Origin of the sequence: Chryseobacterium sp. WLY505 (assembly GCF_030846215.1) — a bacterium.
Lineage (GTDB): Bacteria > Bacteroidota > Bacteroidia > Flavobacteriales > Weeksellaceae > Chryseobacterium.
The window spans coordinates 966,093-987,197 of record NZ_JAVCWI010000001.1 but is presented as its reverse complement, the minus strand read 5'-3'; the positions used below and the strand labels follow the sequence as shown (position 1 = coordinate 987,197).

Here is a 21,105-nt window from a genome sequence, read left to right as displayed (position 1 = left end):
AAACTTTGTTTAATTTCTTTTTTGTTGAAGAATATTATTTATTTACTACTTCTTCGATGTAAGCGATAGCGTGTCCTACAGTAGTAATTTTTTCAGCTTGATCATCAGGGATCTGAATGTTAAATTCTTTTTCAAATTCCATGATTAACTCAACTGTATCTAGTGAATCAGCTCCTAAATCGTTAGTGAAGCTAGCTTCAGGAGTTACTTCTGTTTCTTCAACGTCAAGCTTATCAGCGATGATAGCTTTTACTCTTGATGCAATGTCTGACATAGTAAATTATTTTTTTAATTGTTAGATGGTGCAAATATATAAAATTCTTTACGATAAAACATTTTTTTAGTCTTTTTTGTGGACCAGAAGCTTTTATTTTAGATTGTTTTGCTTTAGTCTTTTCGTTTTCAGGTGGTTATATTGCTGTTGCTGCAAAGGTGTAAATTGTCATGGTGAACTAAGAGATATATCACACAAATTTCATTATTAATAGCTTTGTACTCTATGGAGGGTAGTGTATTTATGTATAGTTATCACCGAAAAGGTCTTAAATCTGTGGCTTATGGTCAATTTTTGTAATTTTTTTTAACCATAATATAATATTAGGCACATTGTTGTATAATGTTGATTTTAGTGTTTCCTTTATTATATAAGCTCTAACAGTACTTGTCGTTGCAGGACTACTCCCATTAAAGGTCTTCTTCTAAATGTATTTGAATATATCCTCCTTACTGTAGACAATACACAGATTCAAAATAAAATTTAATGATTATAGAGTTTTTGATAAGAGTTGAATTCCCAAATACAAGTGTGTTTATTTTCTTTCTGTTGCATTCTATTCAGATACATATCTGCTATGATTTTTACCTCGATTTATCTGCTTTTTTTGACACATTTTACATTGAAATTTTAAATTATTTCTATAGACGTAGATATAATTAATTTTTAATTCTGTAATTTTTTTTCTGAGAGATAATTTCAGAATTTGTCTAATATTCCCAAAGCCTTTGCAGATACTTGACGGTTTAAAATTTTAATTCACATAAATGAGAGTACGTTTGTAACAAATGTATTTAATTGTTATTTTTATTAAAAAAAAACTCACAATCAGTGGAATACTTTAATTTTTTTTTAATACTTTTAGAAAAGTTTTGATTTAAGTTGAATTTTTAATTGTGATTGAGTGCACGCAGTTTAAATTAAGAATGATCTTTAAAGAAAACTAAAAAACATTACAAAATATTAAATTTTTACACTATGAAATTAGAAAGTTTAAACAGCGAGAAATTTGGTAAGTATTCAAAAAACACTTTGGAAATCACTGAATTAATTAAAGGAGGTTTAGCAGGCAACACGAGCACATCAAGTTCTGTAACCAATGAGAGTACTTTTGATACTGATAGCGCATGCCCAGATTGTGAAAAGGATCCAAATGGAGGAACAAATGTTGGCTTAGAACCTGGCTTCGGTCTTGGTAGGTCAGCTAAATAATTTTTAAATTATCCAGCCTTAAATATCTAGCTTATTTATATAGTTAGTATTTAAGGCTTTTTATTTTTAATAGTAAAAATAATTTTAAGTTGAAAAAAACTATTTTAATATTAAGTCAAAAATCTGATATCTCTACTAATAGAGTAATTGATTATCTGATAGCTTCTCAAAAAGACTTTTACAGGGTAAATGTAGATTCCGACAGGCTGATTGATGTACGATTGGATTTCGAAAACGGAGAAGTGACAAAATTTATACTTTATTTTGAAAACAAAGAACCTCTGGATTTAAATGATGTCTATTCATGTTGGTACAGGAGAGGCGGTATTCCCATGTTTCCTTTACCGGAAATGAAAGATATATATGAGCTATTTAAAAGTGAAAAAGTATCACTTAAATCAAGAGAACATCTGTATGCAGAGTCCCGTGAATTGCATGAATATATACATTGGTATATAGAGAACAATACAGAGAAGATTATTGGAAGTCAGTCAACCGCTCATATTAATAAATTAAAGCAGCTTAGCCTGGCGAGCAGTTGTGGTTTGCCAATTCCTGAAACTAAGATTTTAACCAATTTTAAAAATACAGCGAGAGCTAAACTTATAACTAAAAGTATCCAAGACATTCTTCATGCCCAGGATGAAGTCAATAGATATATGTATTTTACTGAAGATGTTCCGGCAGATGATATGAATGATTCTATCCAATTTTATCCTAGCTTATTTCAACACAAGATTGAAAAGGAATATGAAATCAGGATTTTTTATCTTCATGGAACTTGTTATAGTATGGCTATTTTTAGCCAGTCTGACGCTAAGACCCAAACTGATTTCAGAAAATACAACTTCGAAAAACCCAATCGGAATGTTCGCTATAAATTACCTGTTGATGTGGAAGAAAAAATAATTTCATTCATGCATAAGATAAATTTAAATTGTGGTTCACTCGATTTAATATATACAAAAGGACAATATTACTTTTTAGAGGTAAATCCAGTAGGGCAGTTTGGAGCAGTGTCTCAATCATGTTCTTATAATCTGGAATCAAAAATAGCAGAGTATCTATCTAATTAATTTTCAAGATGACAAAACTACCATACGTATATAAATATTTAACCAAAATAAAATTAAATATTGATAAGAAAAAACAAGAGGCATTTCCAATAAATGATTATGATAGCACCTATTGTGTGCCCGAAGGAGGGGCAAACAAACCTATCAGTAAAATTATTGATTTAAAAAAACTAAATGAAGACATCAACCTGAAAACTAAATAATGGATTATACAATTTTAAAGGATAAATTTTTACAATTATACTCAGTATGTCTTATGACAAAAGGTGTGAAAAGATCTGTGATCGTAGATACCCAAAGAGAAGAATGGTATCATATCCCAAATTCTTTACATACTATTCTTTTAACCTATAATAACCAAAAACTAGAAAAGCTATTCGATGATTTCAAAGGGGAAGAAGAGGTTTTAGTGGAGTACTTGGATTTTTTATATGAAAATGATTTGATATTTTATTCTGATTTCGCAGATAACTTCCCATTGCTGGATAATTATATTGAAAGTCCTTCAATCATAGAAAGTGCTATTATTGATTTTGACAGCAGTTCGCAAAATTTAAAGCATCTTGAGGAAATATTTTCTGATCTGGAATTGCTTGGGTGTAAAAACTGTCAGTTCAGATTTTTTCATTCCCCATCAAAAGCAGAAATAATTAAAATTGTGACACTTCTTAGCCACTCAAGAATTACTTCTCTGGATTTTATTATCAAATATGATGAATCCTATAATGTTGACTTTTTAATAGATTTAACTAAACAGCACTTAAGAATTAAAAGTGTTTTTATTCATTCAACTCCTTTTAATAAAATAGAAGTCATTAATTCTGAATATTTCTCATACATGGGAAATGTGGTTTTTATTATGCAGGAAATTAAAGATGAGACGCACTGTGGTAAAATCTCTACTGAATATTTTACGACAAACTTTAGGATGTTTAATGAATCCATAAAATACAATTCATGTCTGTACAAGAAAATTGGTGTAGATACCAAAGGTAATATTAAGAATTGTCCAACATTGGCATCGTCTTATGGTAATATAAAACAAGAGAGATTAACTGAAATTGTAATTAAAGAATCATTTACTGATATCTGGAATATTAATAAAAACCAATTGAATACTTGTAAAGATTGTGAATACAGAAATATATGCAGTGACTGTAGAGGGTTTTTAGATGAAAGCCAAATTCACAGCGCAAAACCTGCTTTATGTAATTATGATCCTTACCATAATGTCTGGCACGAATAATGAAAAAAATAGCACTTAATTTTATTTTTAAAAATGAGGAGCATGTTATCGAACGAATGTTAAACAGTAATTTATATTTAGCAGATTTGGTAGTGTGTGTAGATACGGGATCAACAGATAATACGGTAGAGGTGATTCAGCGGTGGGCGGAAGCAAATAAAAAACAATTGTTTATATTTTATAAAGCTTTTGATTACTTTGACAGTTGCCGCAATTTCGCTTTACATAAATTAAAAGAAGTTATTAATACACTGGGATGGGACGAAAAGAAAACTTATGGATATTGGCTGGATTGTGATGAAGTTGTGGTACATAAAGATTTTAATAAAAATGAGCTGACGGAAGACTCATACCTGAGCAAAGCGCATTTAAATGGTGACGTCTTTTCAAGATTAACATTTTTCAGAACAGATATTCCTTTCTTTTGGGATGGCCCTGTTCATGAATATTTAAAGTGTGATTCAGCATTTACGTGTGCCGTAATTGAAAACTTTGAAATCAACGTTTATAACGATGGTAACTCATGGCAAAGCAATTTGACAGGAAAATATTTAAATCACGCAAATATATTAGAAAGACATCTGGAGAAAAGTGATATAAGCGATAGTGCGCGATGGCTTTTTTATTTGGCTCAAAGCTACTATTTTTCAGCATTGTTTACATTTAATAATGATGACCGTATCGATAAATTAAATAAGGCATTAAAAGCATATCAAGAGAGAATTGCTATTGCAGATAGCGGGTACAGTGAAGAAATATTTTATTCACATTATACGATAGGGCGTATCTTGAGCTTATTAGAAAAAGATTGGGATATTGTCTTACAGGAATATACAAAAGCTTATGATATTGATCCTGTAAGAGCTGAGCCTGCATACAAAATCATTTGTCATTATTATGACAATGAGGACTATGCGTTAGCTTACAAGTATTCGAAAAAGTTTCTAAACTTATATCATGGTAAAAGTCCATTTCCTCAAAGATTATTATTTGTTGAATTAGAATTGTATAACTGGAAATTACTATATAAACATTTGAGAATTTGCATAAAAATAAGCCATATGGATGAAGCAAAAATTGTTGCTGAAAAGCTGAATGTGCTAATTGATGATAATCCGGAATGGTTTGATTCAGAATCTCTTAATGATATCAATGAAGTGAATCACTTTCTAATGTATTTTTAGCACGGGTTTTCTGCGAAAATCTGTAAAAAAAAGTTCAATAATTAAAACATTTTTTAACTTTTTTATATTAAATATTTTAGGTAAAATACCAAAAATTAAAACTGTATTTTTTTTCGAATTCTGTTAGCATCGAAAAATTCTATAGATTTATCATATAATAGTAAATATGCGATAGCTATTTTTCCTATTAAAAAAAACTACCAATCACTATGTTAAACCGAATATTTCTTCTTCTATTGATGAGCTGTGTTTTTACTTCCGCACAAACTCATCGTTTTATTTACGAATTACAATTCAAAATAGATTCAAGCTCTACAGATTACATTAAAACCAATATGGTTTTGGATATTAATCCCAAGGATGTCAAATTTTATGAATATAAATTCCTTAGGATGGATTCAATCAATAAAGCTAATCAGAATTACCGCTTTCGAACATGGGGTTTTCAAAATATTATTACAAGGGAGCGTAATTCCTTCAAAAATAAAAACTTTGAAAATTTGGATGATTTGTTTGTTTATCAAACAGATGATTCAATGAAATGGAATTTAAGCAATGAAACAAAAATGGCAGATCAATATCTTCTGCAGAAAGCTACTACATTTTTTGGAGGAAGACTTTGGACGGCTTGGTTTTGCAAAGAAGTTCCTTATAATGAAGGGCCTTATAAGTTTAGAGGATTGCCTGGGTTAATATTTCAAATTTATGATTCAAAAAGTCAGTTTAAATATAACATGTTGCAGTCAAAGTCATTGGATGCTACCTATGATACGAGCGGTTTTATAGAAAACTATGCAGGAACCAAACCTTTAGAGGTTAGTGAGGAAATGTTTCGGAAAAAGAAATTAGAAAAATTCAATGAGCCATTTAAAGATTTTATGGTACAGTTTGATAAGCAGCCGGATGCACAATATTTTTACAGAGGTACTCAAATTACAAGTAAAGATCAACTGAAAATCTTTGAAAGACAAGCACAGGATGAAATGATGAAAGAAAACAATCCGATTGAAATTAACAAGGTAATCCGTTATCAAAAAAAATAATTACATAACTATTTGTTACTTAAATGAATGAGGTTTTGTTGCGGACTATGTAATGCATACTCCGAATAATAAGCTAAGAATGTATTGGATTAACAGAGTTATTCCTAGTTTTGATACCATGTGAAATTAAATCTTCAAAATGCTGTTTAATTTCACATGATTTATTGTTTTAGTTATGGAAATTGCCTGGAGCGTTTTAAACTGAATTCTAACCTTGCTGGAGTAGCAATGCATTCTGTATTTAACTTAATCTCTGGTAAGACATATTGATTACTTTTTCACTGATTAATCTTGTTTAAAAAGTACAAAGGCCTTATTATCAAATGTGTTTATAATAGGGTTTAATCTTTAAGTGTTTGCCTGCAGGTAATCAAATTATTAATATTAATTTGTAATAAAGACTAAATGAAATTTTTTTGTAAATGCTTTTTAATTATTACGGCTATGATATCTAACCTTTTGTCTTCACAAAATAAGTCTGTGATAAGTGATACTGTAGTAAATACTAAGAACGCTAAAATAATTGTTGATCTGCCCGCAGCTAAAAATTCTTCAGAGAAAAATAAAAAGTATCCTGTGTTTTTTATATTAGATTCTCAGGAAAAAAATATTGTTGATATAGTTAAATCAAACATATATTATTTACAAAATTTTGGTAAAGAGATTCCTGAGGTAATATTCGTAAGAGTAGAGATATATGACCGCTCTAAGTTATATTTTGGTGAAGGGGTAAATGAGTTAGCAGAGATGTTGAGAAAAACAATTGTTCACCTTAATCAATATAATGCATTGAATTATAATATTATTTTAGGTCATTCTAATTCTGCATCCTTTGTTTTAGACATTGCAAACAATATAAACTTCAGTAAGCTGTTCCATGCGTATATTGCGTACTCTCCATCCAAGACCGTCGATAAATTAAATGTTCCCGCACAGGATATAAGTTTATACTTATCCCATGGAGGGATGGGGCAATATGAAAACTCGTTTAAAAAAGAAACAGAAGCGTATAAAGAAAAAATTGATAGTATAAATAGCCCCGGTTTTAAGGTGAAATATGATTATTTCCCCACTGCAAATCACAATACTATAATTCCTATGTCTATTTACAACTCAATAAACTATGTTTTTGATCCTTGGATTATAAGCAGTTTAGAGACTGATTTTATTTTAAACAATAAATATGATATTTTAGGAAATTTAAAAAGGAAATATCATTTGCTTGAACGTATTACGAATTCAAAGTACAAGATATCTCCTAACGAGTACGTGTATATAGCTAATCTGTATTACGATATCAAAGACTATAGCAGAGCTATATCTATTACTGATGAAGCTCTAACCAATTCCTCACGACAAGATCCTGATTATTATAAAATTTATTTTAATAGGGCATTGTATTATTTTAAAATTGAAAACCTCTCAAAAGCCAAAGAAAATATAGTTCTGGCCCAGAAATACATAACTAAAGAAACGGATGAATATAATTATGCATATCCAATGATATTGTATTATGATAAATTTCTAGACATTTATAGCACTACTGCTGGTAGTACTGATAAAGGAAAGAAGATCACTCAACTTCTTCAGTTAATTAATGATGAAAAGAAAATTAGTAATAACAATCTTCTGGTGAATTTTATAAAGGAAAATTTGCTGGAAATGAAAAAGTAGATTAGAAAAATGTTTCACACTACCTTTCCCTTCTACAGGCAGCCTGATGCAAAAGACTGTGGTCCGACTTGTTTGCGAATAATAGCTAAATACTTCGGTAAAACACTTTCTATAGAACAAATACGTCTTCTTTCAGAGACAACCCGGGAAGGAAGTAGCCTTAAAGGGATAAGTACAGCGGCGGAACAGGTAGGTTTTAAAACTATGGCAGTCAAAATTAACTGTAATATGCTGGTTGATGATCCTCCGCTGCCATGCATTCTCCACTGGGATAAAAATCACTTTGTTGTTTTATACAAAATAGAAATAAAAAATAATAAATATTACTTTCATATTTCTGATCCGGGATTTGGTATTCTTAAATATGAGCAGGAAGAATTTCTTAAACGTTGGATTGATGAAGATGCTACCGAAGAAACAGAAGAAGGAGTTGTCTTATTTTTAGAACCTACATCTGATTTCTCAAAAAGAAGCCTCGATAAAAAAGACCATAAACCCAGCCTTAAGTTTCTTTCCAAATACCTGTTTGAATACAAATTGCTGGTTGCGCAATTAGTGATAGGACTTTTAGCAGGAAGTTTGCTGTCGCTTATTTTCCCATTTCTTACCCAAAGTATTGTGGATGTTGGGATACAGAATCGGGACTTAAACTTTATTTATATAGTTCTCCTTGCTCAGGTTATGCTTTTTTTAGGAAAAACGGGAATTGAAATTACTCGCAGCTGGATTCTTCTTCATCTTTCTACACGCATCAATATTTCTATCATTTCTGAATTCTTCATTAAGCTGATGAAACTGCCCATTAGTTTCTTTGATACAAGAATGACAGGTGATATTATGCAGAGGATTAATGATCATCACAGAATAGAACAGCTGCTCACCACTTCTTCACTCAATACTTTGTTCTCATTAGTCAATCTAATCATTTTCAGTATTGTTTTGCTGTACTATGATTACAGGCTTTTTATAGTATATCTGATAGGGGCAGGTTTATATGTCGGTTGGATCACTTTTTTCCTTAAAAAAAGAGAAAAACTGGATTATAAAAGATTTTCACAGATTTCACAGGAACAAAGTACAGTGATTGAACTTATCAATGGTATGCAGGAAATAAAAATGCATAACGCTGAAAAGAAAAAGCGTTGGGATTGGGAAGATGTACAGGCCAAATTATTTGACATAAGGATTGAGTCTCTTTCATTAGAACAATGGCAGTCTGTTGGCGGAAATTTCATTAATCAGATGAAAGATATTTTCGTGAGTTTTTTATCTGCAAAATTAGTGTTGGATGGGAATCTCACGTTAGGAATGATGCTTTCCGTACAATATATTGTTGGTCAGCTTAATAGCCCGTTATTACAACTCATCGATTTTATTAAGCAAACTCAAGATGCTAAGATTTCTTTAGAAAGGCTGGGGGAAATACATGAAAAAGAAGATGAGGAGCTCACCACCGAGAAATATGCAGAAAAGATTCCTCCAAAGGACATTGAAATTAAAGATATATCATTCAGATATGTAGGTTCAAAGCAATATGTTTTCGAAAATTTAAACCTGATTATTCCTTATCAAAAAACAACAGCAATTGTTGGATCTAGTGGAAGCGGGAAAACTACCCTTTTGAAACTGATTATGAAATTCTATGAACCTGAAACAGGAGAAATAAAAATTGGTAATACTGATTTGAAAAACATTTCACCAAGATTTTGGCGGGAGCATTGTGGAGTGGTAATGCAAGATGGATATGTTTTTAATGATTCAATTGAAGAAAATATTGCTGTAGGAGAAGAAGAGATAGATCAGGAAAAATTGCTGAAAGCGGTAGAAATTGCTAATATCAAAGACTTTATTGAAGAATTGCCTCTCGGTTACAATACCCGGATAGGTAACGAAGGTATAGGGATCAGTGGGGGACAGAAGCAAAGACTTTTTATTGCAAGAGCTGTTTATAAATCTCCTGAATATATTTTCTTTGATGAGGCTACTTCATCTTTGGATGCTAATAACGAGAGGATAATCATGAAGAATCTGGAGCAGTTTTTCAAAGGTAAGACTGCAATAGTCATTGCGCATCGACTTTCTACGGTAAAAAATGCAGATAAAATTATTGTTTTGGATAAAGGATGTGTGGTAGAAGAAGGCAATCATGCTGAATTAGTTGCAAAGAAAGGAGAATATTATAGACTTGTAAAAAATCAATTAGAACTTGGAAGCTAAAAAAAAGATATCAGATAAACTAAAACTTCATTCAGACAGTGTTCAAAAGATACTTTCTACCTCACCTCATTGGATGATTCGATGGGGAAACACTATGGTATTTATTGTTTTACTGCTCCTTATTTTGATAGGTTATCTCATTAAATACCCGGAGTATATCCGTGAATCCATTGTTCTTACGTGCCAAAGTTGTCCTGAAAAAATACAAGCGAAAACCACTTCCAAAATTGAAAAAATTTTCATTAAAAATGACCAATATGTAGATAAAGGAAAAGTTTTATTGGTGCTGCAGTCTTCAGCAAGGTATCAAGATGTTTTTAAACTAAAAAATAGTATGGATTCTTTATCTTCTGACCAGATCCATTCTTTTCCTATCCAGGAAGTTTCTCATTACAAATTGGGGGAATTACAAGACGATTTTAATGCTTTTTCAAAAGTTTTCATTAATGAAGGGCAATCTGTCAATCTAAAATCCAATAGACGATTTAATATGGAGGGACAGGGAATCCAACATACTCAATCATCACAATGTGTAAAGTTATTGGAAAAATTAAAAAAATCTCTGAAGCAATGGGAGTCTAAGCATTTGGTAATTGCATCTAAGGCCGGAATAGCAAGCTTCTCTCAAGTGTGGAAAGAAAATCAGTTGATTAGAACGGGAGATACTCTATTGTCCATTTTGCCCCAAGAAAAAGAAGAATATGTAGCGACTGTACCCATTTCATTAACTGATGCTCGTAAAATTGCAGCAGGTCAAAAAGTTTTAATAAAATTAGACAATTACTCTTATCAAGAATATGGGGTTGTAGAGGGAAAGGTGCAAAGCATAACTACGGTTCCTGATAAAACAGGTGAGTATGGAGTGAGAATTAATCTTCCTGATGGCTTAAAAACCTCTTATCACAAAAAGCTTCATTTTGATCGGGAGCTTAAAGGGGAAGCTGAAATTATACTAAAAGATGTGAGATTAATTGAACGATTCTTTCATGAAATTAAATGAATGAGTCAATAGCTCATTAATGGGTCTATCTGATTAAATAATATCCCAAAATTAAAAAACCTTAAATTATTGATTTAAATAATTTAAGGTTTTGTTTTGTGGAGTTGGAGGGATTCGAACCCTCGTCCAAACAAGCAATACATAAGCTTTCTACATGCTTATTCTACCATTGGTTTTCGACTGAAAGCAGAGAGCAGATAGGCATCTTCTGATTTTCGGGAACAATTTCGGGAACAATTTTAAAATCACGAAATGGCATCAGTAAGTTTTTTTATTCGCGGAAAAGTAGTAGATAAAGAGTGTACAATTTGGGTAAGATTTAGAGATAAGGGCATTGATATAAAAGTCCCAGTACCTTATCTGAAATGTAAACCGAAAGATTGGAAAGATGGTAAGTGTAAACTTACCTCAAAGAAAGTAACAGAGAATGATTCCGATACAATTAATATCCGTTTAATTAAATTGGAAACAGAGATTATCTTTAAGTATAATGAGGAGAGTCCAGATATTGACCTGAAGAATTGGCTAGAATATGTAATTCTGCCCACTAAATCAAAGCCAGATAAAAAGGAATATTCTGACAAAGTACTTTTGTTCATAGACGATTACATTTCAATAAAGAAAAGGAATGTTGCTAAATCAACTATAAAGAAGGTAAATGTTGTGAAACAACTTTTGAATAGATATGTCGAAGATAGGAAGACAAGAAAGAAAAACTTCAAAAATCTTCGATTTAAGGATTTGGATAATAGTTTTAAAGCCGATTTTGAGGAATATTGTCAAAAGGAAAACTATAAAATATCAACTACTTATCGGAATCTTAAATTTCTTAAAATGATTTGTAAAGTGGCTGAATCTTTTGATATTGAAGTTCATAAACATACTGCAATGTGGAAATTTGATATTGAGAAGGCTACAAAAGCAATACCTAAATCTATATATTTGACGTTTGATGAACTTCAAAGAATCGAAGAAAAAGAAATGCCCTTTGATTATCTGGATAACGCAAAAGACTGGTTATTGATAGCCTGTTATACTGCACAAAGGGTTAGCGATTATTTGAGATTTACTTCATCAATGATTGTAGAAGATAGTGAAGGGCAGAAATACTTAGAGTTTACTCAGCAAAAAACAAACACAAGAATGAAAATTCCATTGTTGAAGAAAGTTCAGGATATTTTAGTTAAGAGAGGAGGAGAATTTCCCCGAAAAATTTCCGATGTTAATCTAAATCTTTATATCAAGCAAGTTTGTGAAATTGCGGGTATTAATGAAATAATATATAATGGAAAGGTTATGGTAGTTGAAAGAGAAGACAAAAGTAAGATAACACGAAAGGTTTTTGGTTATTATCCTAAATATAAACTTGTAACCTCTCATATTGGTAGGAAGAGTTTTGCTTCAAATTTTTATGAAAAAATACCTACCGCTTATTTACTAAATTTTACTGGGCATACAACGGAAAAACAGTTATTAGCATACATTAATAAAACTGATGTTGAAAAAGCTAAATCAACAGCTAAATTTTTTAGTAATTTAGGATTTTAATAAAATAATATAAAAAGTTTAAATTGAAAAATATTAGCAAATACGAAATAGAGTCTTACATAAAATAATGCATGAGATTGGAAAAAGAGGATTTGAAGAAATCAAGAAACAAATTGAGCAAAACTTATATTTAGGATATAGATATATTCAGAGTTTTATCTTTTATCAATACAATTTAAAATACGAAAATCTATATGATAATGGAAAATCATTGTTCTCAGTAACATTATTAAGGCGACTGGTTATGATATTTAAGTAATCAGAATAAGAGGAGATTTTGATGATGGCATTATTGATGATACTTTTAATAAATCAGCATGACCAAAGACGAGTAGAATGGAACAAAAAAAAACAATGACAGTACTAGAAGAAATGCAAGGATTAGACCCTGCACAAAAGACAGACATACGTTTCCAAAAATTAAACACATTACTGAGAATCAAATCTGATGATGATTTGTTTAGATTCATTAATAAAAATCTTCCTCCTGTAAGAACAAATGACAAGCAGGAACTCTTAAAGCATTTTCAAAAATATCTAAGAATACATTATACAGAAGAAATCTTAAAATATTACGACCGACCTTTTACCAACAGAGCATTGCAGGTGAATCACTACAAAAACAGATTAACCGCTTATAAACTAACCCTTGAAAAACAAAAACATAACAATAGTTATGAATATTTTCATGTTCTTTTGGAAGAACTATCTTTTATAGAACATTTAATTAGCCGAACAGAAACCAAAAATACGCCTGAAATATTACCACAATCTCACGTTACAGCTAATAAAACTAAAAAATCTACTACTGAAAGGATGGGAAATTCAATCGAGCAAACTGTTTTTGGATTGAATTTTGATTTTATCGGGCGACTATATGAAAATCTCTGGTCAAAAAAATTTATTGATGAATCCTGTACCAAAGATGTGTTTTTACAGCATTTTTTTATAGATACTATTCCTGAAACTAGGATAAGATTAATCGGTAAAAATCAGTCTGACATAGGTCTTTTGATTAATTCTTTACGGGATTTCTTCAAAGAAGATTATCAGGACAGTATGTTTTTTAATTCTTTTTGGGCAGAAAGATTCGAGTTTCAGACTAATGGCGATCCACAGAACCCAAAAACCAAAACTCCAAACGGCATAAGTAAGATAATTAGTGATGTGAAAACAGGCAATAGAAAGTCAACAAAAATCAATGCTATTAATGAAATTGTCGGAAATCTGCAAAATATTCCGCAGTAATTCCACATAAACTTAACAAAAACTCTTAAAACTCCTTTATACAGGGAGTTTTTTTGTTTTGCGGAATACTATTTTCCTCAGTCATTCCGCAGAAAAAAACAGAAATTGCGATTAGAATTTAGCAATGAAGCTGGATAATAAAAAAGGAAAAATATGATAAAAATCGTAAACGAATTAAGAGAAATGCTAATGAGCATTGCAAATGAATTAAAAGAACTGAAAGAAACAGTCCGAATGTCAACTATTCTTAACAAGGAAGTATTAGACGTAAACGAAGCAGCCGTACTCACAGGATATAAGTTAAGCTATCTTCACAAACTTAGTAGCGTAGGAACGGATTTACCCATTTATTCATCTTCGGGCAATGGGAGGCTATATTTCAAAAGATTAGAGCTATTGGAATTGATGACAAAGCACAAAAGAAATAATTTCAATGATTTTCAGATCAAGTAGATGATTATTTCTCAAAAAAAAGAAAAAAGCTGCCTGAATTTCATTTAAAAGCAATATTGGATTATTGCTCTGCATACATGGCTTTAATTACGGGTAATAAGCCTGTTTTCAAATCTTTTTAAATCTCCAAAATTTTAACGAATTGAGGTCTAGCTATAGTAAAGGTACTATGGAGAGCTATTGCTATGCCTTAAAATTAAATATTAATCTGCAATGTAAACACCATTGCCTAAAATCAAGAATTCTATGTTTTCAATAATACAAAACGTAAAAAACCGAAATATTATCGGACAAATAAATTCCGTAGCCGAGTTTGTTGAACATCTTAAAGATGCAAAAAGAATAGAGGTTTCTGAAATCTTAAAATTACGAGAAATCAAAGTGAAAAATAATGATTATCAAACGATAAAAATGGATCTACCTTCTATTTGTTTTAACTATACATTTAAAAATAATTACATCAATGCTGATAACGCAGATGAATCTACAGGATATTTATACTTTGATATAGATGGAGAGAAAGACTTTGATTATGATACAACTTATGTTACAGCATTATGGCGTAGTGTAGGAGGAAATGGATTTGGACTGTTAGTAAAAGTAAGAAACCTTTTAAAAGAGAATTTCAAAGAAAGCTATGAGCATATAGTAAATATTTTAGGTATTCCCTATGATAAAGCTTGTAATGATCGTAGCAGAATTAATATTATTAGTTTTGATACAGAAGCTTATTATAATGAGTATGCTGATGAAATAGATTTAATGGAATTTAATGCAACCATCATAAATGAACTTAAAAAACTCCCCCATTCCAATAGTAGTAAAATAAACAATTTAGGTTACTATCATAATGGGGGCAAAAATATTAGATTTAATAATTTGTCTGATGTATTAGCAGAAAAAGATTTTGAGTTTAATGAAGAAGGATATTATGATTTTGGAAAAAATAAAATAGAATATTGTAAATGTTATACTCCACGTAAGATTATACCAGTAGGATTAAGAAATCAAAGGTTAGTTGCTTATGCTTACTGTATCATTTCTATAAATCCTGAAGCTGGCTTTACAATGTTTAAACGTTATTTGCAAAAATATAATGATAAGTGTTTTCGCCTACCTCTTGAAATGGAAGAAATTGATGAGATTGCTACAAAGGTCTATAGTTTAAGAGGAAAAGTTGAGCCAAACAATAAGGCAAAAAAGAGAATTATATATAGTGATAATATTAAAACTTTGTCCGAAAAGCTAAAAATTAATGGTAAAATTCTAGGTAAAGAAAGATCTGAAAAAACTTTTAATGAATTACTGAATTTTGTACTGAATTGGGACTACGAAAAGCATCCAAAAATCACTCAGAAGAAATTAAAAGAGTTAACTGGTAAAAATAAAAAAACAATTGAAAAATACTATCGTAGTGTACTGAATACAATTAAAGGATTCAAAAATTAATATAATTGAATTAGTCAATGTTTAATCAATCTTAATAGCTTTCAACAGAATTAGGATGTAAGATTAAGTATTGACTAATTTAGCAACTATAAACTGCTTATATTAAAATATTCTTCAGACTATTTCTTTGATTATTTATCAAGATTGGTTTCCCAAATAATTAATCTTGTTTCCTCCTTAATATTTATTGCTTTTAATTCTTCATTATAAACAACACGAGATTTTATATTCTTATTAAGAGGTGAGAAAACTGCTAAAAATCTATGATCAAATTTATTTGTTCTTTGCTGTAATTGATGTTTGATAAAATCATTTGATATAATGTAGTCTGACGGAAATTTTCCGATAAAATTATTTCGCATTTTATGCCCGAGCATTTTTTTATCAGCTACACAAATAAAAAAACTTTTATTAGCTTCAAATTCTGAATGTAATGATGCCCGTATCATATCGTTTATCATTTTAACTGTTCTTTTGGTTTTATCTATTGTTCCGTCTTTATTACTATTTTGCCTAAATAAGCCAAATTCTGCACATATTTTTAAAGATGAAGTGTTTAGAACAAGATCTATCATTGGTTTTTCACTCCTTTTCGATTTTTCATTTAAATTCGGTATAAAGCAATTGGGGTTAAGAGCAACTTCTATTTCTATTTGATATGGCTTTAAATTATATGTTTTTAATAATGCTAAGAAAAAATCATATCTAATGCTATCTTCTCCAATTGATAATAACGTTTTATGATTTAACCTTTCTTCCAATAATTCTTTATAATTTTCAAAAAGTACTTTCATAAATCTTTTTAGTTAATTCATTCTAGAATATCTAATTAATAAATCACCAAACAATTTTGCTCCATTTTCAATTTGATTTTCCCATCCTTTATCATTCTTAGGATTTTGAATAATATTTTTACTATCCCAATTTAATTTACTTATTTCGCTAGTATTTTGATTTTGATGATTTGTAAAAAATATAGCTTCAACATTATAGTACTTTGAGTGTAATATTGAAATCATTTTTTCAATGTCATTTATACATTTACCGTGTGAATGGGAAGACAAAACACAAATATCCGCATCTTTGAAGTAGGTATTAAAATAGTTTTCCACACTTTTATATTCTCCCATTTTTTCCTGAATACTTCTATTTATAGTAAATAAAGTTTTTAGTTTTCTTGGACTTTCGGGATGTGTGATGGAATGTATCAAATTAGTATTTAATTTAGAAAATTTGTCAATTCCACATAGATAATGTATTAGATGTTTTTGAAAAGATGTTTTACCAGTTTTATCATCTCCAATTAAAATATAAGCTGTTTTTTTTATCATTTTATTCACGGTATAAATTAGTCTGAATATATATATGCAATATAATTAATTGTAATAATAGTAATATCCGTTTTTTTACTGATTTTTTTATACTAGTATTGGATTTGATATCTGAATTTATATTATATTCAAATTTTAAATTAAATAATCATGCAAACTCAAAAATTAAAATTTACAAAAGGTGATATTTTCTGGAATACCAAAAAAAATCAACATCCTATTATATTCTTAGAATGGATCAATGAACCTGAAACATTTAAAGCTTGTATTATTAGTAAAGAAAACATAGCTGGAAATATTAAAATGGAAGATGATCATTTTTTTATTAAAGATAATTTGGGAAAAGATTATGCAATAATAAATAAGCCTTCTTACTTAATTTCAGATTATACTTTTAAGAAAGAGATTGAATGGTTGGAAAGCCCTATTAGAGTGGGCAAATTAACAAGTAAAGGTATTAGATATGTGGAAGATAACATGACAACAGTCAATCTTATTTATTCAGATCAGCATATAAGTATTATTGCTAAATCTTAAAATTAAATTTTAAATTTTTGAAAATAGAGAGTTTTAAACAATTTATTTTAATATTATTTTTTTTCTAAAAATTTTCCAATAAATTCAATTTGTTTTTCTTTTAAACCAGCGTAGGCTTCTGATAGTTTTTTTAGTTCTACTTTTATTGTGAAAATATATGATTCTATTTTATTATTATCAGGTTCAACAAATTTCCAAAAATATAAATATCCTAAAAGCCTTTCTAAATAAATAGGATCAGAAATTTTTCTATAATTTAAATGTTCTTTAGTTCCATATTTTTTTATGAAGTAAATTATGTGCCTAATCTCTCTTTTCTTTTTCTTAGGTATTGTCAATTTATTAGAAGATATTGAAATCCCCGTGATTATTCTTTTATTACCCTTGTAAAGTAATCTTGTTTTTGTTTCGTTTACTATGAAACCTTCGTCATTTATTATTTTCGATATATAAGAAATAAATTTTTTAGAAATAAAACTCCCAGAAATAGTAAGGTCATCAGCATATCTTGTATAATTTAAGTCAAATTTATTACATAAAGCATTGAGTCTAACATCTAATCTTTTTGCAATTATATTACTTAAATAAGGACTGGTGGATGCGCCTTGAGGAAGACTATTTTCTTTACAGCATAACGAAGCAAGCGTGTAAGAAATATTTCTTGTATATCCAATATTTCTAAACACTGCTATAACTCGTCTTTTATTAATTGATGGAAAAAAGTCTTTTAGATCCATCTTTAGAATAATATTACTATTAAGGTGTTTAGATGCATTATGTTTTATGTTATAACCTTTACGAAATCCTATACAGTTTTCATGCAATTTAATAGGACATAATACATTTTTGTAAATCCATTTTTGTATTTCTAAAAGGAGAGTATTTGGTGAATTGATAATACGAAATTCACCATTTCTTTTTGGAATGTAAAATTGGTGATAAAATAATTCTGGTTTATTTACAATTTTGGATAAAAATTCTCTCTCTACGCCTAATAAAAGAGATAAATGATTAAATTCAAATATTATAGGAGAATTAGCTAAAAGTATTTTTTCTACATATAATTTTAAAGCGTTTCGTACTTCTATTTTTTTAAATGATTTATCTATAAAAAAAAACCAATTTTCTAAATCTTGATTCATAGTTAAAGGAAGGTGATTTATTTACTTTCTGTGTAATATTATTCTCATTACTAAATTTACGTTAGTAAAATTTAGTGATTAAGTTCTGTTAGGAACTTAATTAGTATATATACTAATGTAGATTTAAACTACCGTTTAAGCCTGAGGCGACTGCACCTCCAATCTGCTAAAATTTTATTCACCTTCCTTAAATAATGTATAATCTATTTTATAGATTTTAGGTTTATATAATTTATTAATATCTATTTTATTTCTTTTATATAAATTATCATCATAAGAACAAATATATTCAAATCTTTTAAGAAAAATAAAACTTTTATTAGCTTCTATCCAATCTACTCCAATTTGTGTAATGAAAAATTCTACATTATTATATTCCAACATCTTTTTCTCTGAAAATTTTTTAAGGCTTCTAATTATTTGTGCAGGTGAAAGTTTATATTTCTTATGAAGATCGTACAAATAAACTTTTTTAAAAGTATATATTTCTCTTAAAATGATAATGTCTTCACTAAAAAGTTTCATAATCTATGGAATAATGTTTTACAATATTTGTTATCATTTAATTTAGGCCACCAAAAAATTGGAAATACATTATTCGGAATATTAAATGATTCTAATGAAAAAAGTGACTCTGATTGTTTATAGCCAAATCTTAATCTGCTTAGTTTTAAGTTTTTATAATTTTCCCCTAATTTATCTTCCAATCCGCTCATTATCAAAATAGCTTTTTTACGTTTAGCTTGTTCAGTAATTAATTCGCTAATACCTTTTTTTAGCCATATGTAAGAATAAAACTCCAGATTAAGTCTATCTATTTTTTCTTTTGCGAATTCCATTGCAGCAAAGGCTACTACTCTAATTTTAAAATTATTAATGTTGCGCTCATTTAATTTTTTAATCAAATAAGTAGATTTTTTCTTAATCGTATCCCCAGTTCCAATAAAATCATCAACTAAAACAATTTCTATATTATCTTCCAATTTATGAGCTGCTTCAAGTAAATTATTATAAAAGTTATTATTTTCCCAAGTAATTGAGAATTTATTTTTTATGGACTGAATAAATGCTTGAGAGCCGTCAGGTTTTCGATCATCACATGTCGCAACAATATAAGTATTATGAGATTCTAATTTCCAAATATTTTCAATTTGATTCGCAATTGAATTTCCGCTATTATTCAGATCAGATGCTGTTGTATAACGAAAATTATCAATTAAAAACTCAATTAATTTTTTTTCATCATCATTATCACAATGACTCCATAGCTCATATAGCCCTTCATAATTATCCGTTAGCCAAGAGAATCTATTATTCATATTAATAAGACGACTGAAATCATCATATTCTAACACACGTTTTGATCTATAAAGAATTGTTTCCGTCATAATTAAATTCTCATGAATATTCTATTTTAAGTAAGCTTATGTAAATTTAATATTCTACTAATACCACCTTAAATTTGTTCGATTTTGAAGATCATTTTTTCTTCTGTAAGAAAAGGTGATTTTCGATTCCTTTTAGAATCTAATATATAATTTTATTTCTGATTTTTCAAAAACTTATACAAATCTTCGCTTACACCTGCTGGATTTTTGAAAATTTCACTACCAGAGTACCGAATTACATCATAGCCTTTTAATTTGAATAGACGGTCTCTCTTTCTATCGTTTTCGAAAGATTTCTTTGAGCTATGGAATTGAAAGCCATCACATTCTACAATAAGTCTTATTTTTTTATTTCCAGGACACCAGACTAGAATGTCAGGTCTAATACTTTTATTGTCAATTTTAAGATTTGGAAATTCAGGTTGTATTGTAATGTGATAAGAATTAAAGGTGAAATTTTTAACTATGTAATAATGCTCCCAAACTTCATAATAATCAGTTTCAGTATATTTTCCAATATCAATATATTTTTGTTTGAAGAATGTTTTAAAATTTGTTAAATTAAAATCTCCTGTATCATCTTTATAATTTTCAATTAGTTTTAAAATTGCCTTATGATTTTTACGATAATTCTTCATACATTCTTCTATATCATACAAACGAGGTGTGATAGAAAATCCAAGAATTCCATTTTTTATGAATAAAAGAAGTAGTGAGCTAATAAAAATCCTTTCGATTGGTGATTGACAGTTTTCAAAAATCAAATCAGCATGCAACTTCGAATAATTTTCAATATAAGCGGAATAGAAATTTGAATAATTAAGTTGATTTTCAGGATCTTTTTCTTTTGCTCTAATTTCTTCAATAGATTTTTGTACAAAGAAACGAAGTAATGGCTGGAAACTTTCTTTTGATTCCAAGCTTTTTCTTAATAGAGAAAGTTCATCTTTTGGTAGCATATGTATTTTATGTACTAATTTTGTATAGAAAAAACAAAAAATATATTCTATATCATCTTCTATTAGAATAAACTTTCCCTTTTCTTTATTATTAAAATGTGACTTTTAAATTGAGCCAATATAT

21 protein-coding genes are annotated in these 21,105 nt (G+C 29.1%); 14 read left to right on the top strand and 7 right to left on the bottom strand.

What is annotated here, in order from left to right; genetic code table 11:
• Positions 1-34: 34 nt before the first annotated feature.
• Positions 35-274: an acyl carrier protein gene (locus tag RAH34_RS04605; protein WP_002976354.1), complete on the bottom strand. Its 240-nt coding sequence runs from the start codon at positions 272-274 to the stop codon at positions 35-37.
• Positions 275-1,252: 978 nt separating this feature from the next.
• Between RAH34_RS04605 and RAH34_RS04600 the strand changes: the two genes are divergently transcribed.
• The 13 genes from RAH34_RS04600 to RAH34_RS04540 all read left to right on the top strand — a co-directional run bounded on the left by RAH34_RS04600 (position 1,253) and on the right by RAH34_RS04540 (position 15,624).
• A complete protein-coding gene (locus tag RAH34_RS04600) occupies positions 1,253-1,486 on the top strand; it encodes a hypothetical protein (protein ID WP_114819449.1) in 234 nt (77 codons plus the stop codon).
• Between the two features lie 89 nt (positions 1,487-1,575).
• Entirely contained in the window at positions 1,576-2,562 is a 987-nt protein-coding gene (gene gwsG / locus RAH34_RS04595; protein WP_162800863.1) for a grasp-with-spasm system ATP-grasp peptide maturase, read from the top strand.
• Between the two features lie 8 nt (positions 2,563-2,570).
• Positions 2,571-2,765 (top strand): hypothetical protein, encoded by a 195-nt coding sequence (locus tag RAH34_RS04590; protein ID WP_114819447.1) that lies wholly within the window; start codon positions 2,571-2,573, stop codon positions 2,763-2,765.
• On the top strand, positions 2,765-3,808 hold the full coding sequence (gene gwsS / locus RAH34_RS04585) for a grasp-with-spasm system SPASM domain peptide maturase (RefSeq protein WP_306595316.1): 1,044 nt from the start codon (positions 2,765-2,767) through the stop codon (positions 3,806-3,808). Before RAH34_RS04590 ends, gwsS begins: the two co-directional genes overlap by 1 nt.
• Positions 3,808-4,992: a glycosyltransferase gene (locus RAH34_RS04580; RefSeq protein ID WP_114819445.1), complete on the top strand. Its 1,185-nt coding sequence runs from the start codon at positions 3,808-3,810 to the stop codon at positions 4,990-4,992. Before gwsS ends, RAH34_RS04580 begins: the two co-directional genes overlap by 1 nt.
• 209 nt (positions 4,993-5,201) lie before the next feature.
• Positions 5,202-6,035: a GLPGLI family protein gene (locus RAH34_RS04575; protein ID WP_306595315.1), complete on the top strand. Its 834-nt coding sequence runs from the start codon at positions 5,202-5,204 to the stop codon at positions 6,033-6,035.
• Positions 6,036-6,479: 444 nt separating this feature from the next.
• Positions 6,480-7,709, top strand: a complete 1,230-nt coding sequence (locus tag RAH34_RS04570) for a hypothetical protein (RefSeq protein WP_306595313.1) — start codon at positions 6,480-6,482, stop codon at positions 7,707-7,709.
• A 9-nt stretch (positions 7,710-7,718) separates the two neighbouring features.
• Positions 7,719-9,926: a peptidase domain-containing ABC transporter gene (locus RAH34_RS04565; RefSeq protein ID WP_114819442.1), complete on the top strand. Its 2,208-nt coding sequence runs from the start codon at positions 7,719-7,721 to the stop codon at positions 9,924-9,926.
• Complete coding sequence (locus tag RAH34_RS04560; protein ID WP_306595312.1) at positions 9,916-10,926, top strand: HlyD family secretion protein; 1,011 nt, start codon at positions 9,916-9,918, stop codon at positions 10,924-10,926. Before RAH34_RS04565 ends, RAH34_RS04560 begins: the two co-directional genes overlap by 11 nt.
• Positions 10,927-11,178: 252 nt before the next feature.
• Positions 11,179-12,474 (top strand): phage integrase SAM-like domain-containing protein, encoded by a 1,296-nt coding sequence (locus RAH34_RS04555; RefSeq protein ID WP_306595311.1) that lies wholly within the window; start codon positions 11,179-11,181, stop codon positions 12,472-12,474.
• A gap of 336 nt (positions 12,475-12,810) precedes the next feature.
• Positions 12,811-13,722, top strand: coding sequence for a hypothetical protein (locus RAH34_RS04550; RefSeq protein WP_306595310.1), 912 nt, complete (start codon positions 12,811-12,813; stop codon positions 13,720-13,722).
• A 189-nt stretch (positions 13,723-13,911) separates the two neighbouring features.
• Complete coding sequence (locus tag RAH34_RS04545) at positions 13,912-14,175, top strand: hypothetical protein (protein WP_306595309.1); 264 nt, start codon at positions 13,912-13,914, stop codon at positions 14,173-14,175.
• 246 nt (positions 14,176-14,421) lie between these two features.
• Positions 14,422-15,624 (top strand): BT4734/BF3469 family protein, encoded by a 1,203-nt coding sequence (locus RAH34_RS04540; protein WP_306595308.1) that lies wholly within the window; start codon positions 14,422-14,424, stop codon positions 15,622-15,624.
• 131 nt (positions 15,625-15,755) lie between these two features.
• Here RAH34_RS04540 and RAH34_RS04535 read toward each other — a convergent pair whose 3' ends face one another.
• Together RAH34_RS04535 and RAH34_RS04530 are read right to left on the bottom strand one after the other, a co-directional pair.
• Positions 15,756-16,418: a hypothetical protein gene (locus tag RAH34_RS04535; RefSeq protein WP_306595307.1), complete on the bottom strand. Its 663-nt coding sequence runs from the start codon at positions 16,416-16,418 to the stop codon at positions 15,756-15,758.
• A 12-nt stretch (positions 16,419-16,430) separates the two neighbouring features.
• A complete protein-coding gene (locus RAH34_RS04530) occupies positions 16,431-16,955 on the bottom strand; it encodes a hypothetical protein (protein WP_306595306.1) in 525 nt (174 codons plus the stop codon).
• A 150-nt stretch (positions 16,956-17,105) separates the two neighbouring features.
• Here RAH34_RS04530 and RAH34_RS04525 point away from each other — a divergent pair, with 150 nt between their 5' ends.
• The gene (locus RAH34_RS04525) at positions 17,106-17,492 is read left to right on the top strand and encodes a hypothetical protein (protein WP_306595305.1); all 387 of its coding nucleotides are present in this window, start codon (positions 17,106-17,108) and stop codon (positions 17,490-17,492) included.
• A 53-nt stretch (positions 17,493-17,545) separates the two neighbouring features.
• Here RAH34_RS04525 and RAH34_RS04520 read toward each other — a convergent pair whose 3' ends face one another.
• From RAH34_RS04520 to RAH34_RS04505, 4 genes are all read right to left on the bottom strand, one after another.
• Positions 17,546-18,634 (bottom strand): retron St85 family RNA-directed DNA polymerase, encoded by a 1,089-nt coding sequence (locus RAH34_RS04520; protein ID WP_306595304.1) that lies wholly within the window; start codon positions 18,632-18,634, stop codon positions 17,546-17,548.
• Positions 18,635-18,808: 174 nt separating this feature from the next.
• A complete protein-coding gene (locus tag RAH34_RS04515) occupies positions 18,809-19,159 on the bottom strand; it encodes a hypothetical protein (RefSeq protein WP_306595303.1) in 351 nt (116 codons plus the stop codon).
• Positions 19,156-20,022, bottom strand: a complete 867-nt coding sequence (locus RAH34_RS04510) for a hypothetical protein (RefSeq protein ID WP_306595301.1) — start codon at positions 20,020-20,022, stop codon at positions 19,156-19,158. The genes RAH34_RS04515 and RAH34_RS04510 overlap by 4 nt, the downstream gene beginning before the upstream one ends.
• Positions 20,023-20,174: 152 nt before the next feature.
• Positions 20,175-20,981, bottom strand: coding sequence for an endonuclease domain-containing protein (locus RAH34_RS04505; protein ID WP_306595300.1), 807 nt, complete (start codon positions 20,979-20,981; stop codon positions 20,175-20,177).
• Between the last annotated feature and the right edge of the window lie 124 nt (positions 20,982-21,105).

What these genes read in the sequence shown, in the direction of transcription:
- RAH34_RS04510 (WP_306595301.1), bottom strand. Translation starts at nt 20,022, where the DNA reads ATGACGGAAACAATTCTTTATAGATCAAAACGTGTGTTAGAATATGAT.
- RAH34_RS04565 (WP_114819442.1), top strand. Translation starts at nt 7,719, where the DNA reads ATGTTTCACACTACCTTTCCCTTCTACAGGCAGCCTGATGCAAAAGAC.
- RAH34_RS04570 (WP_306595313.1), top strand. Translation starts at nt 6,480, where the DNA reads ATGATATCTAACCTTTTGTCTTCACAAAATAAGTCTGTGATAAGTGAT.
- RAH34_RS04505 (WP_306595300.1), bottom strand. Translation starts at nt 20,981, where the DNA reads ATGCTACCAAAAGATGAACTTTCTCTATTAAGAAAAAGCTTGGAATCA.
- RAH34_RS04605 (WP_002976354.1), bottom strand. Translation starts at nt 274, where the DNA reads ATGTCAGACATTGCATCAAGAGTAAAAGCTATCATCGCTGATAAGCTT.
- RAH34_RS04530 (WP_306595306.1), bottom strand. Translation starts at nt 16,955, where the DNA reads ATGATAAAAAAAACAGCTTATATTTTAATTGGAGATGATAAAACTGGT.
- RAH34_RS04535 (WP_306595307.1), bottom strand. Translation starts at nt 16,418, where the DNA reads ATGAAAGTACTTTTTGAAAATTATAAAGAATTATTGGAAGAAAGGTTA.
- RAH34_RS04600 (WP_114819449.1), top strand. Translation starts at nt 1,253, where the DNA reads ATGAAATTAGAAAGTTTAAACAGCGAGAAATTTGGTAAGTATTCAAAA.
- RAH34_RS04580 (WP_114819445.1), top strand. Translation starts at nt 3,808, where the DNA reads ATGAAAAAAATAGCACTTAATTTTATTTTTAAAAATGAGGAGCATGTT.
- RAH34_RS04545 (WP_306595309.1), top strand. Translation starts at nt 13,912, where the DNA reads ATGAGCATTGCAAATGAATTAAAAGAACTGAAAGAAACAGTCCGAATG.
- RAH34_RS04515 (WP_306595303.1), bottom strand. Translation starts at nt 19,159, where the DNA reads ATGAAACTTTTTAGTGAAGACATTATCATTTTAAGAGAAATATATACT.
- RAH34_RS04520 (WP_306595304.1), bottom strand. Translation starts at nt 18,634, where the DNA reads ATGAATCAAGATTTAGAAAATTGGTTTTTTTTTATAGATAAATCATTT.
- RAH34_RS04550 (WP_306595310.1), top strand. Translation starts at nt 12,811, where the DNA reads ATGGAACAAAAAAAAACAATGACAGTACTAGAAGAAATGCAAGGATTA.
- RAH34_RS04590 (WP_114819447.1), top strand. Translation starts at nt 2,571, where the DNA reads ATGACAAAACTACCATACGTATATAAATATTTAACCAAAATAAAATTA.
- RAH34_RS04555 (WP_306595311.1), top strand. Translation starts at nt 11,179, where the DNA reads ATGGCATCAGTAAGTTTTTTTATTCGCGGAAAAGTAGTAGATAAAGAG.
- RAH34_RS04575 (WP_306595315.1), top strand. Translation starts at nt 5,202, where the DNA reads ATGTTAAACCGAATATTTCTTCTTCTATTGATGAGCTGTGTTTTTACT.
- RAH34_RS04540 (WP_306595308.1), top strand. Translation starts at nt 14,422, where the DNA reads ATGTTTTCAATAATACAAAACGTAAAAAACCGAAATATTATCGGACAA.
- RAH34_RS04525 (WP_306595305.1), top strand. Translation starts at nt 17,106, where the DNA reads ATGCAAACTCAAAAATTAAAATTTACAAAAGGTGATATTTTCTGGAAT.
- gwsS (WP_306595316.1), top strand. Translation starts at nt 2,765, where the DNA reads ATGGATTATACAATTTTAAAGGATAAATTTTTACAATTATACTCAGTA.